The 12,983-nt window shown below is 42.6% G+C and carries 11 protein-coding genes and 1 riboswitch; of the genes, 2 read left to right on the plus strand and 9 right to left on the minus strand.

Annotated elements, in window-relative coordinates; translation table 11 throughout:
* Positions 1 to 46: 46 nt before the first annotated feature.
* From aroE to O3605_RS01325, 3 genes are read right to left on the minus strand one after another with little or no spacing between them, the layout of a single operon-like run.
* Positions 47 to 919 (minus strand): shikimate dehydrogenase, encoded by an 873-nt coding sequence (gene aroE, locus O3605_RS01315; RefSeq protein WP_371585106.1) that lies wholly within the window; start codon positions 917 to 919, stop codon positions 47 to 49.
* Positions 909 to 1,586 (minus strand): type I 3-dehydroquinate dehydratase, encoded by a 678-nt coding sequence (gene aroD / locus O3605_RS01320; RefSeq protein ID WP_347101883.1) that lies wholly within the window; start codon positions 1,584 to 1,586, stop codon positions 909 to 911. The genes aroE and aroD overlap by 11 nt, the downstream gene beginning before the upstream one ends.
* Positions 1,583 to 2,746 (minus strand): class I SAM-dependent rRNA methyltransferase, encoded by a 1,164-nt coding sequence (locus O3605_RS01325; protein ID WP_371585107.1) that lies wholly within the window; start codon positions 2,744 to 2,746, stop codon positions 1,583 to 1,585. The genes aroD and O3605_RS01325 overlap by 4 nt, the downstream gene beginning before the upstream one ends.
* Before the next feature lie 230 nt (positions 2,747 to 2,976).
* On the opposite strand from O3605_RS01325, the gene O3605_RS01330 reads away from it, so the two are divergent.
* Entirely contained in the window at positions 2,977 to 5,136 is a 2,160-nt protein-coding gene (locus tag O3605_RS01330) for an LTA synthase family protein (protein WP_371585108.1), read from the plus strand.
* A gap of 52 nt (positions 5,137 to 5,188) precedes the next feature.
* On the opposite strand, the gene pulA is transcribed toward O3605_RS01330, so the two are convergent.
* The 4 genes from pulA to O3605_RS01350 all read right to left on the minus strand — a co-directional run bounded on the left by pulA (position 5,189) and on the right by O3605_RS01350 (position 11,102).
* Positions 5,189 to 7,498: a type I pullulanase gene (pulA, locus tag O3605_RS01335; RefSeq protein WP_049497313.1), complete on the minus strand. Its 2,310-nt coding sequence runs from the start codon at positions 7,496 to 7,498 to the stop codon at positions 5,189 to 5,191.
* A 78-nt stretch (positions 7,499 to 7,576) separates the two neighbouring features.
* Positions 7,577 to 8,539, minus strand: coding sequence for a diacylglycerol kinase family lipid kinase (locus O3605_RS01340; RefSeq protein WP_003006748.1), 963 nt, complete (start codon positions 8,537 to 8,539; stop codon positions 7,577 to 7,579).
* A gap of 9 nt (positions 8,540 to 8,548) precedes the next feature.
* Complete coding sequence (gene ligA / locus O3605_RS01345; RefSeq protein ID WP_371585109.1) at positions 8,549 to 10,507, minus strand: NAD-dependent DNA ligase LigA; 1,959 nt, start codon at positions 10,505 to 10,507, stop codon at positions 8,549 to 8,551.
* 85 nt (positions 10,508 to 10,592) lie between these two features.
* On the minus strand, positions 10,593 to 11,102 hold the full coding sequence (locus O3605_RS01350) for a QueT transporter family protein (protein ID WP_023917840.1): 510 nt from the start codon (positions 11,100 to 11,102) through the stop codon (positions 10,593 to 10,595).
* Positions 11,100 to 11,206, minus strand: a riboswitch (PreQ1 riboswitch). (Overlaps the previous gene by 3 nt.)
* 28 nt (positions 11,207 to 11,234) lie before the next feature.
* Here O3605_RS01350 and O3605_RS01355 point away from each other — a divergent pair.
* Positions 11,235 to 11,678 carry a GtrA family protein gene (locus tag O3605_RS01355; RefSeq protein ID WP_021153029.1) on the plus strand — a complete coding sequence of 148 codons (444 nt, stop codon included), beginning with the start codon at positions 11,235 to 11,237 and terminating at the stop codon, positions 11,676 to 11,678.
* 25 nt (positions 11,679 to 11,703) lie between these two features.
* On the opposite strand, the gene O3605_RS01360 is transcribed toward O3605_RS01355, so the two are convergent.
* Both O3605_RS01360 and O3605_RS01365 read right to left on the minus strand, forming a co-directional pair.
* Complete coding sequence (locus O3605_RS01360) at positions 11,704 to 12,411, minus strand: B3/B4 domain-containing protein (protein WP_371585110.1); 708 nt, start codon at positions 12,409 to 12,411, stop codon at positions 11,704 to 11,706.
* Complete coding sequence (locus O3605_RS01365; protein ID WP_350007542.1) at positions 12,408 to 12,872, minus strand: MarR family winged helix-turn-helix transcriptional regulator; 465 nt, start codon at positions 12,870 to 12,872, stop codon at positions 12,408 to 12,410. The genes O3605_RS01360 and O3605_RS01365 overlap by 4 nt, the downstream gene beginning before the upstream one ends.
* Between the last annotated feature and the right edge of the window lie 111 nt (positions 12,873 to 12,983).

The following is a 12,983-nucleotide window of genomic DNA, read 5'->3' on the forward strand; positions in this document are numbered from 1 at the left end:
TCTAATCTCATAAAGCTTTTTCAATAGGAAAAGGTAAAACCCTCTCTTAGTCACATACAAATTGGCGATATTCTGTTGTCAATGCTTCCCATACAGACTCTGTAGGAAATACTTTCCCAGTCATTAATTCAAAGGCAGCTTCAGCTTGATAAAAGAGCATTCCCAGCCCATTTACCCTCTGGTTTCCTTGATTCACTGCTAATTGCAGAAAGGGGGTCACTGCTGGATAGTAAGCCATCTCTACGATTAAGGCCTGTGGGGGAAAGGTCAAGTGACTCGCTATCGGAAGAGATTGACCATCCATCCCAACACCAGTGGCATTTAAGATAAGATCAGCTTGATTAAAAGAGTTTTGAACTTCTTCATCTTTCTCAATCGCATACAATTCTATCGAGAAATCAAAGCCATCTTCAATTAACTGAACTATTGAACGATAATGAACCAATCTCTCCTCTCTCACAAAGACAAGGATACGTTTTACACCTAGATGAATCGCCTGTGCAATAATCGCTAAAGCTGCACCACCTGCACCTAAGAGAACCATTGTTTTTCCCTTAATAGAGAAAGCAGGAGGTAAACTGCGAAAGAAACCAATCCCATCTGTATTATAGCCTTTAAGCTTGCCAGCACGGTGAACAATGGTATTGACAGAACCGATCTTTAGGGCCATCTCATCCACTTCATCTAGATAAGGAAAGACCTTCTGCTTATAGGGCATGGAGATATTGGCTCCAATCATATCCAACTTACGAATTTGGCTGATGGTGCTTTCTAAGTCTTCTTCAGCAATATCCCAAGCTAGATAAGCAGCATTGGTCGCTGTTAATTCATAGGCTAGATTATGGATAAAAGGAGAGATACTATGACGAATGGGATGGGCAATGACTGCAGCCATCCGAGTATAGCCATCAATCTTCATTCAATAACTCCCGAATTCTTCTCATATTTTCAAGAGGGATTTGACCAGGAGCACTTCCCTCTCCAACTCTAGCATAAGACCAAGAAGATCCTGTCAAATCAGCTGTCAAACGTGAAATTTTCCCGACCTTGCCCATGGAAATGGTGACATACTCTTGCTCAGGATTCAGCGTCTTGAAACCACGCGTAAAATTCATCAAATCAAGGACATCTTGTTCATTGTGGGCCATAACGGATACCTTGACTAATTTTGGAGAAAAACTGGTCAATTCCGATAAGATCTCCATCATATTTTCCGGTGTCTCTTGGAAATTGTGGTAGCTGAGAACAAGATTTGAAAATTCCAACATCTCTTCAAAGACTTCACGGTGACTATAATACTCGAAATCGATATAATCCGGATGATAGATGGATTGAATATCTTTCAGAATCCCAACATATTCCTCGTTGGTCAGCTCCATCTCTCCACCTTCAGCTCGAGTCCGCAAGGTGAATAAAATCTCGCGTCCAGCAAATTTCTCAAAAACTGCAGGAGCAACGGTTAAGATCTCGTTTTTTTCTAAAAAGTCCGCACGCCACTCAATGACATCTGCATCCTCGTAACGCGAACTATCTAGTTGTTGCGCCTCTTCTAAGGAGCGAGGCATAATCGAAACAACTAACTTCATACATCCACCCTAATCGTAAATACTTTTAAGTAATTACTACTTTCTTCTTTCTTGTTCCATCGAAAATCACCCGGAAGTCCGTATTCCGCTACATAGCGATGCTTACGTCCTTGAAATCCCTTTTCGATTTGTTTTTTAAATTTATCTTTGTTGACATTTGCCGCATTGGTACTGAGAATCAAGGTCCCACCTGGATTTAAAATCTCAAGAGCCTCGCTGACCAATCGATGATAATCTTTAGCGACTGAAAATGTCCGTTTTTTATTCCGCGCAAAACTAGGCGGATCGAGCACGATCACATCATAGCTTAGGTCATGGCGTTTGGCATATTTGTAATAGTCAAAGACATCCATCACGACAAAACGATGAGCATCCAGCGCCAAACCATTTGCCACAAAATGCGCTTCTGATAATTCTCTACTTCTCTTAGCCAGATCGACCGATGTTGTCTCAACTGCTCCACCCATTGCCGCAGCCACAGAGAAGGCCGCCGTATAGGAGAACATATTGAGCAAGGACTTGCCAGCTGCTAAGCCCTCTACCAAGCTACCTCGAACTTCATGCTGATCCAAAAAGATTCCCGTCATCAAACCATCATTGAGAAAGACTTGGTAAGAGACCCCATTTTCAAGAACCAAAAATTCTTGCGGAGCTTCTTCTCCATAGACATGAGCCGATTCATAGTCCAAGCCTTTAAAGCGAATCTTTTCATAACCGCCTCGAACTTCTGGGAAAGCCTCTTGAAAGGCCACTAGAATGGTTTCCTTGATCTGAAATACAAAGGGATTGTACCAAGAAAAGACAACAAACTCACCATACAAGTCAACCGTGAAGCCACCAAAACCATCTCCCTCTTGGTTAAAAAGACGAAAGGCTGTCGTCGTTTCATCCGCATAATAAGAACGACGGTATTGCTTGGCCTTGATGAAAAGCTTTTTAAAAAAGTCTTGATCAAAAGTGACCAACTCTTGTGAAACAAACCATCCAATCCCTTTATTTTGTTCAGATAAGTATCCGACCCCGAGGGATTGTCCATCTCCTGAAAGCAATTGAACCGCTTGATCCAAAGCAGGAAGTGAGTCAAAATCTTGCTTTTCAAGAAGAGATTGTCCTTGTTTGATTTTTGTTGCGACTTGGCGACTGACTGTGAGTTTTTTCATACCCTCTATTATAGCAAAAGTCTGAGGTTTTCACAAAGGGAGGCTTTATTTACTAGAACTTTTTTTGTTATTTTATTTCAGCTCTTATCCTTTAGCTTTTTACGATTTCATATACCTGATCTTTCCTATTTCTTTCCTCTGCTTTACAGTCATTTTTTTCTTTCTCCATAAAATTGTGGTATACTTGTATATGAAAATTTTTAGGAAATAAGACAAGGAAGTAACATTTTGTGAAAAAAATTACGAATTCGATACTCAATTTCATGAGTACCAGACTAGGATTTGTCTTGACCCTTCTGTTGCTCTACTGGTTCAAAACCATGTGGGCCTATTCAGTTGATTTTAATTTAGACATTCAGGGACCGTATCAGATTTTTCTAGCAGTGATCAACCCATTGCCGATCAGTTTGCTCTTCATCGGTCTAGCACTCTATATCAAACGAACCAAGCTCTTTTATAGTTTGGCCTTTGGGATCTACCTTCTCTTATTTATTTGGTTGATTTCCAACTCCATCTATTATCGAGAGTTTACAGACTTCGTAACGGTCAATACCATGTTGGCTTCCAGCAAGGTTTCTGCTGGTCTCGGAGCTGCTGCTTTAGAATTGTTCCGCCCTTGGGATGTGATCTACATTCTAGATTTCCCTATTCTAGCTTTCTTCTTCTTTAAGAAATGGATTCGAATGGACAATCGTCCCTTCAATAAACGAGCTAGTTTTGCGGTTACCTCTTTATCAGCCATGCTCTTTTCGGCCAACCTTTTCCTTGCAGAAATTGACCGACCTGAGCTCTTGACTCGTGGGTTCTCAAACTACTATGTCGTTCGTGCCCTAGGCTTACCAGCCTTTCTAGGTTACAGTGCTAATCAGACCTATGCTGCTAACAAAGAACGTTCCAAGGCTTCCGAAGCAGATCTAAAACCGGTGGAAGAATATATCCAACAGCATTATGCCAAGCCTAATCCTGAGTACTTTGGAATGGCCAAAGGCCGTAACGTCATCTACATTCACTTGGAAAGTTTCCAACAATTCTTGATCGATTACAAGTTGAAAGTAGATGATAAAGAATATGAAGTAACGCCTTTCTTAAATTCACTTTACCACTCGAAAGAAACCTTTGCCTTTTCAAACGTCTTTAACCAAGTCAAGGCAGGAAAAACGTCCGATGCTGAGACCATGATTGAAACTGGGCTCTTTGGACTCAACCAAGGTTCCTTTATGGTGAACTATGGTGGAACCAATACCCAACAGGCTGCACCATTTATTCTTTCAAAAGATGGTTACAACTCGAGCGCTGTTTTCCACGGGAATGCTGGAAGTTTCTGGAACCGAAATACCGCCTATAAACAATGGGGCTACAATTACTTCTTTGATGCCAGCTACTTCACCAAACAAAACAGCAGCAATTCCTTCCAGTATGGTCTTAATGACAAATACATGCTCAAGGATTCCATCAAATACCTAGAAAGATTGCAACAACCTTTCTATACTAAGTTCATTACGGTTTCCAACCACTATCCTTATACGACCAGCTTGTCAGGAGATGATCTTGGCTTCCCTCTAGCTAAGACACAGGACGAAACCATCAATGGCTACTTTGCGACCGCTAACTACCTAGATTCTTCGATCAAGGCCTTCTTTGATTACCTGAAAGAATCTGGTCTTTACAAAAATTCCATCATCGTTCTCTATGGGGACCACTACGGAATTTCAAACTCCCGCAACCCAGCTCTTGCTCCTCTACTTGGTAAGAACTCTGAAACGTGGTCAAGTTATGACAATGCCATGTTGCAACGCGTACCTTATATGGTAGTTATTCCAGGTATGGATAAGGGTGGCATCATTGATACCTATGGTGGCGAAATTGATATGCTCCCAACCTTGGAACATTTGCTAGGCATTGAATCCAATAAATTCCTCCAAGTTGGTCAAGATATGCTCTCTCCAGAACATGATCAAATCGTCGCCTTCCGCTCCGCTAACTACTTTGTAACTCCAGAGTATACGAGCTATAGTGGCCGGACCTATTACACCAAAACAGGTGAGGAAATCACCAACCCAGACGAAAAAACCAAGGAAGAACTGGATAAGATTAGGGAAGCTGCTAACCTGCAATTGAAGATTAGCGATAGCATCCAGACCGGTGATCTCCTTCGCTTCTTCAAAGGCAATGATCTTGGAAAAGTCAATCCAGAAGATTATTCCTACACCAATTCCTTCAAGGCATTGAAGAAGATTGAAAAGGAAAAAGGTGACAAATCAACCAGCCTTTATAACCAACGTGGCAACCAGTCTACCGTTGATCTCTTCAAGGCACCAACTTATAAAGAATTGCACCCAGAAGATGATAGTTCTTCCTCAACAGAGACCAGTAGCAGTTCTTCTAAATAAAAAGAATCCCTGAGTTTAAAAACTCAGGGATTTTGTGATTTCTTTAAAAAGATTACGCTTTACCTTCATCTAGGACTTCAAAAACAGAAGCTGTTAAATTCTCCACATAGAATGGTCGTTTATGACGACTATTCCCAACCATCAATTTCAATTTATTTGAATTTTGGAGGTAATAAGGAAGTCCGCTGGCGTTGAAGATGACCAAGTACTTCTTGTCTCCTGTAAGTTCAAATATCAGAAGTCCACTACAATCAGTTGCAGATTGGATAAAGACTTGTTGGTAGATTTTATCGTAGCTTTCAAGCCCTAAGACAGGAAGACTTGTCTTCAAGGCGATCAAGCTTCGGATATAGGCAATTGATTCCTTGTTTTGACTGACCAGATCCCAGTTGACCTGATTCACAAAATCTGGAGCATTGTAGGAATTCATGGCCCGTTCACGATCCAAAGGAGTGATTTCTCCATCAGGACCTGTCGCTACCAATTTGGTCCTCATGAACTCTTGACCCAATTGCATAAAGGTCATGCCCTGAAAGAGCAGATTCATAGCCGTAGCCAACTCTGAGCGCTTGACCAATCCTGCTACTTTTTCATTCGGATGAAGGGTCTGAAGCAAGTCATAGAGATTATAATTGTCATGAGCCTCCACATAATTCAAGACCTGATTGGGACTTAAATAATTGCCAAGCTCTGCACTACCTAAAACAGCACGCGCAACGATATACTCTGTTGATTTTCTGCTGACAAAGCCACGTTTGATGGAACCATAAACCTCAGCCCCTTTAATGGCATCGCGCTCCGTATCATTGAAGAATCCAATTCGAGGCAATTGCGCTGCATTGTCCTTCTTAGCCTTGTCTTCTGGTGCGAGACCTGTCCCCATGTCCCAACCTTCTCCGTAAAGGAGAATACGAGGATCCAGAGCATCCATAGCCTCCCGAATAGCATTCATCGTCCTTACATCGTGAATGCCCATCAAATCAAAGCGGAAGCCATCGATCTGGTACTCCTTGACCCAGTGCGTGAGGGAATCAATCATGTACTTGCGGTACATTTCATGCTCACTAGCCGTTTCATTCCCAACACCTGTCCCATTTTGGAAGCGACCATCTGGCTCCATCCGGTAATAATAATCGGGTACTGTATTTTGGAAAGGACCATGCTCGGTCGAGTAGATATGATTGTAGACCACATCCATGACCACAGAAATTCCTGCCTCATGATAAGCCCGGATCATGGTTTTGAGCTCTTTCATGGTTTGTTTCGGATTGGATGGATCCGTCGAAAAGCTAGTTTCTGGTGCAGAATAATTCTGAACGTCATAGCCCCAATTGTAGGTCACACGGCCTTCTTCGTCGTACTGTTTAAAGCGGTCAGAGATCGGCTGCAGTTGCACGACATTGACCCCTAACTGACGGATATAATCAAAGGCAGTTGCATCACCATGGCTATTGACTGTTCCTTCTTGGCAAGCCCCCAGATAGGTCCCACGCAAAGACTCGTCCACACCTGATGTCGGTGACTTGGTCAAATCCCGAAGATGCATCTCATAAATCACTGCTTGACAAGGATTGTCCAAGCGCCAAGGAGTTGCATCGGCGCCTTTTTTAGGACCCCAATCAAACTGACGATCTGCTCTTGAAAGAATGGCAGAGCGCATCCCATCCGCTGTCGTTGCAATGCTATAAGGATCGCGCGTCACTTGAGTATGGTGTTCAAAATGCACACGATATTGATAAGCCATGCCACTTAAATTTCCTAAAAAATCTAAAATCCAAACACCGTGGGTATTTTCTGGGTGGTAGCTAGACTCTTGTTTGCCTCGTGTCATTGGCATGCTCTTCCAAATAGGCGCATCCAAGTCTGTAGATTGATAGAGCAACAATTCAACTTTCTTGGCAGTAGGTGCCCATAGTTTAAAGCAATGCTCCCCTTCTTCCTCACGATGACCAAGCCAGCCTTGATACGCCCATTTAGCATCAAACTCTCTAGGACGCATCGCCATATCGTAGGCATGAGGCTGACGATGGCTGTAGGCATGACTCGTCAAAGCAGCTTGCAAAGAATAATAAACTGTATCGTCTCCATCGAGAATCCACACTTCTCGAACATGCCCTTCTGGTAAGAGTTCGATTTCAAAATCACGGGTCTTGGTGAGCCAATCCCCTTCTTTAACCAGGACATGGCCCCGGTTCAAGGCATCCTCACTCTCGTATACCAGATTTCCCTCTACTCCAAAATAATCCAACTTGGAGAAAGAGACTGATTTTCCTTCTACTTGATCCTGCCACTGCCACATATCATAGGCAAAATAATTTCCTTTTTGCTTATGAAAATGAAGCTTTACATGGTATTGTCGCATAACATTTTCCTATTTCCAATTTAATACCGAAGGAACCATCCGCTTGTAAAACACGTAACGGACTCCAACTATTTGTTTTTATTCTTCAGATGGGTGAACCAAAGCATCGTTGTTGATTTCATCAATATTTGCAAAGAATTCCAAGTGATTATGGAAGACTTCCAATTCAACTGGAGTATCTCCTCCGTATTCCCCATCTAGATTGATGCGGAATGGTTGAGCATTTTTCCCTAACATTTCGATCGTCAACTTCTTGGTCTTGAGATATTCTACATTTTCATCGTGCACATGCTTGCCTCCATTAATGGCCTGAATCATCAAGGACAACATGTTAAAGAGCTTAGCAGTTTTTACGATAATCAAGGTAAAGTTCCCATCATCAAGCTTAGCATCTGGCGCAACACTTTCAAAACCAGCAATCGAGTTGGTAAGAGCCACAAAAATCATAGACGCTGGCCCTTCAAAGACACCATTGTCGTGCTCAATCCGCACCTTACGAGCCTTGTTTCGTGGCAACATTTTAGCAGCTTCTGCCACATAGGCAAAGTAACCCAAGCGAGATTTAACACTACTTGGAACACTGAAGGTCAATTCTGTCATGGTTCCTGCTGCAGCAATGTTGATGAAATACTTACTGCCATAGGCACGACCAATATCCATCTGAATGGTTTGATTCTTTTCGATAATGCGAGCAGCCGCCACAGGATCACCCATCGGGATCTTCAAGGCACGCGCATAGTCATTGGTGGTACCAGTCGGGATAAAGGCCATCTGCGGACGATTTTCCAGACCTGCAACCCCATTGACCACTTCGTTAATCGTACCATCTCCACCAGCGGCAATGATTAAATCAAAGCCTGCCTTAGCGGCTCTTTCTGCTTCATTTTGGGCAGAAAATGGTTCTGGAGTCGTTTGATAAGCGCTAGTTTCATAGCCCACATCTTCGAGTACGTCCAAGACTTCCGCAATATTTTTCTTGATAATTTCTTGCCCAGAGGTCGGATTATAAATTAAACGGGCTTTTTTGATTCGTTCTACCATAAAGATCCTCTATAAACTTTCAAGCCAGGCCTCATCTTCTACCTGGATTCCTAATTCTTGTGCTTTGGTTAACTTGCTACCAGCGTCACTACCTGCAACGACCAAATCTGTTTTTTTGGAAACCGATCCAGTTACCTTAGCGCCCAGACTTTCTAATTTTGCCTTGGCTTCTGAACGCGTGAGTCGCTCTAGCTTCCCAGTCAAAACGACTGTCATTCCTGATAGGGCCGCATCAGCAGCGACTTTTTCACCAAGATAAGCCATATTGACACCAGCTTCTTTGAGCTCTTGCAAGAGACGCTTGGATCCTTCTTGCGCGAAATAACTCTTAAGGCTTTCAGCCACGACCATACCGAGACTATCAATGCTGGCAATCCGTTCTGGATCAGCTGTAGCCAGTTGATCGAGGTCATGGAATTCTTGGAGTAAGATTTGACTGACCTTGCTTCCGACATGGCGGATTCCCAAACCAAAGAGCAACTTTTCAGCTGAATTCTCTTTTGAAGCTTGAATGGCTTCATAGAGTTTTTCAGCCGATTTTTCTTTGAAGCCTTCTAAGGTCAATAGATCCTCTACAGTGAGCCGGTAGATCCCAGCTACATCCTCTACCAACTGAGCCGCGAAGAGTTTCTCTACAACAGCTGGACCCAAGCCTGTAATATTCATAGCATCCCGACTTGCAAAGTGGTTCAATCCCTCCTTAATCTGAGCTGGACAGAGCGGATTGATACAGCGAAGGGCCACCTCATCCTCGAAATGAAGCAACTCACTCTGGCAGCTCGGACAATGAGTTGGAATGGCTAATGCTTGATCAGAGACTCGCTTATCTTTAACAACACGCAAGACCGCAGGAATGATATCACCCGCCTTGTAGACAATGACGGTATCATCCTGATGAATGTCTTTTTCAGCAATATAGTCCACATTGTGCAAGGTTGCCCGACTAACAGTGGTTCCGGCTAGCTGGACTGGAGTTAGATTGGCAGTTGGGGTCACAACTCCGGTCCGTCCAACCGTCCAATCCACCGATAAGATTTTCGCTTCTTTTTCTTCAGCTGGAAACTTATAGGCGACAGCCCATTTAGGAGCTTTTACGGTAAAGCCTAGTTCTTCTTGAACAGCTAGGTCATTGACCTTGATGACGATCCCATCGATATCGTAGGGAAGATCCTCTCGAAGCTGAGCTACTTTTTGGATGAAGTCCCAAATTTGCTCCATATCCTCAGCCAGCACTCGCTCTTGGTTCACGACAAAGCCTAAGCGGGCTAATTTCTCAAGCACGCCTTCCTGACTGCTTTGATCAGTTGGACTCACTTCTTGATACAAGAAGGTTGCGAGATTTCTCTTGGCCACGATTGTCGTATCCAATTGGCGAAGCGTTCCTGCAGCAGCATTTCGTGGATTTGCAAACTCCGGCTCGCCGTTTTCTTGACGGATCTGATTGACCCGATCAAAGGAAGCCCGTGGCATATAGCACTCGCCTCGAACTGTAATGTTCACTGGCTCTGGTAACACTAAAGGAATGTCCTTGACCCGCTTGAGGTTCTCTGTAATATCCTCACCGACAGAACCATCCCCACGTGTCGCTCCTGTTACAAGGACACCCTTTTCATAGGTGAGGGAAATGGACAAACCATCGATCTTCAACTCGCATACATAGCTGATGGAAGGAAATTCCTTCCGGACACGCTGATCAAAAGCTTCTAATTCTTCACGTGAAAAAGCATCCTGCAAACTATAAAGGGGATACTGGTGCTGGTATTTAGTAAAGCCTTTTAAAACCACACCACCTACACGGTGAGTTGGACTCTCTGGTAAGATCTCATCTGGATGAGCGATTTCTAGTTCCACCAACTCCCGATATAATTGATCATATTCACTATCTGAAACAGATGGAGCGTCTTTTGTGTAATACTCATAAGCATAGCGATTGAGTAATTCCACTAATTCTTTCATTCTGGTTTTCATGTTCTTATTTTATCATAAAATCTTAATTTAGCCTTGAATTTACTGCATTCTTAGCATGAAAAAAAGGAGCCAAAGCTCCTTTTTCTTATTTTGTAAAATCAATCCGTTTAGAAAGTTGATTGATCACAATCGCTCCAAAAATCAAGGATGCAAATTCACCCACTCCCATGGTCAACCAGTTATAGAAGAATGGTTGGCCTTGAAGGTAATAAAGTTCCAAGGCAATCGTAAACATGGAAATAGAAAAGAAAATCGCAAACAAGAAATGGTCCAATCGAATAAGACCGTCAAACAAGAACTTGTTTTTAAAACGACCAAATAGAATGAGTCCAAGTCCTAAGAAGACAAAGGTTGAACCTCCACCAACAAAGACATCGATCCACCCAAAACTAAATAAGTTAGCAATCATACAACCAAGAGTCACTCCAATCAAGTACTTCTTATTGTAAAAAGCTAAGAAATTCATCATCTCCGAAACACGGAATTGATAGCCATAGTAGGCCATAGCATTGAGAGGTGGGGTAATGGTCAATACGATATAAATCGCAGCAACAATGGCAATTTGTGCCATATCACGAGCAGTTAACTGTTTCATCTATTCTCCTTTAGCGGTTTTCCCGCGTGTAATATGCTTGGCGAAAGGATCTTAAGCACCAAGGGTTGAAGGTTTGATTTCTTCAACCTTTCAAGTATAGCATATTTTGAGGTTTTATGGTAGACTGAATTTATGAAAACACTAATTAAAAAATTTTTTGATAATGAGATTTTATCCTATCTCTTTTTTGGAGTTGCCACAACCATTGTTTCCGTAGGAACCCGCCTCTTCATCTATCATGTGTCTCGTGATGAACGATTAGCGACCGCAATTGGAAACATTGCCGGGATCCTCTTTGCCTTTGCGACCAACGATACCATCGTCTTTAAGCAAGAAAGAAAGGGCTGGTTTCAGCGCTTGATCCGATTTGCGATTGCGCGCTCTGGGACCTTTATACTAGACATGGCCTTGACCGAGATTTTTGTCAAGCAATTCCCAGGAATTATCGGGCAATTTGTCCACAACAACAAGAGTCAAATCAATCTAATTGAAACTCTCTTTGCGCAAGTTGCTATAGTGGTCCTCAATTACGTCTTTAGTAAACTCTTTGTCTTTAAAAATAAAAACAAGGCTTGAAACGATTGTTTCAAGCCTTATTCTTTTAAACTTCTATACTTGCATGCTCTGCACTTAATTGATAGATGGTGCCTTCAACCCCAAAATAATCCTTGGCTAGCTCTTTCAATTCCTGCATATCTGTTTGTGCACGTTTGGCCTGCTCCTCATCAATGGCTTCAATAACCAAAATAGCATCCTTGGTATCTTCCGTTAGCATGGTTCTTTGAGCCTCACGCCAATTCAAACAACGGCAAACGGCGCCTTCTTGGTCGTAGTAGATGATCTCCCCTTCCAAAGCTGGCGCATCTTCGTCAGCTCCTAATGGAAAGAAAGGTTCGCCTCCTTTCGCTTGACCTAGAGAGAGGCCACCCACCAATTTATCCATATCTTCTCCCCCACAAGGAAGGGCATAAGCCATAGACACACTATTGTAAAGATCCACCAACGGATTAATCGGATAGAATTCACGCCCCTGGTGAACCCGTTTTAAGAGTGCCTCGATGGAAGATCGGGCTCCTTTTTTTGTTTTAAACTTGCTAAAAGCTTGGCGCCACTCTTGGACAAATTCACTCTGGGTATAGTTTTCTTCATCGATAAATTCCCATGCTCGCTTGGTACCCTTGTCCAACAATTCTTTGAAATAAGGATCCTTGGCTTCATCTACTGTATTATCAATACCATACAAGGACATCACTGTAATGCTAGCTGTTGGAAATAAATCCCAAAATGCTTGATCGACTGTTACTTTCATTGCTTTACCTCACTATAATTTCTTTTTTGACCTTTTTTAACTAGTTCCCAATCTAGGGTAATATTCTCACGAACTCGGATCAGATACTCCTCTAACTGTGCGACTTCTTCTTTGGAAAATCCTTTTAAGGCAGTTGCCTCAGAATAAAGATGCTCCCCTAAAATGAAGGGGTAAATCTTCTTGCCTTTTTCAGTTAATTCCCATTCCTTTGTTTTAAGGTTTTCACCCTTTGGGCGCTGTTGAATCATTCCTCGTTCTTCTAGTCTTTTTACGGATCGGGCAACAGTTGAGCGATCTACTTTTAAGAGCTCAGAGAGTTCTTCCTGAATCATTCCAGGTTGCTCCGCAATTCGCACCAGGTAAAGGTATTGACCACGCGCCAAATCCAAATCTCGAAATTCAATATTTGCTATAGAATCCAGAGCTCGCGCAATGATGCCTATCTCACGCAAAATACTCATCTCACTCCTCCTTTCCTATTGACATTAGCATAACACATTTTTGTTGCAAATGCAACAAAATAGATAAGAAAAAAAGAGGCTGGGACAAAAGTCCTAGCCTCTCATTTGTTT

Source organism: Streptococcus sp. 27098_8_99, from assembly GCF_041431935.1.
In the GTDB taxonomy this organism is placed as follows: Bacteria; Bacillota; Bacilli; order Lactobacillales; family Streptococcaceae; genus Streptococcus; species Streptococcus parasanguinis_D.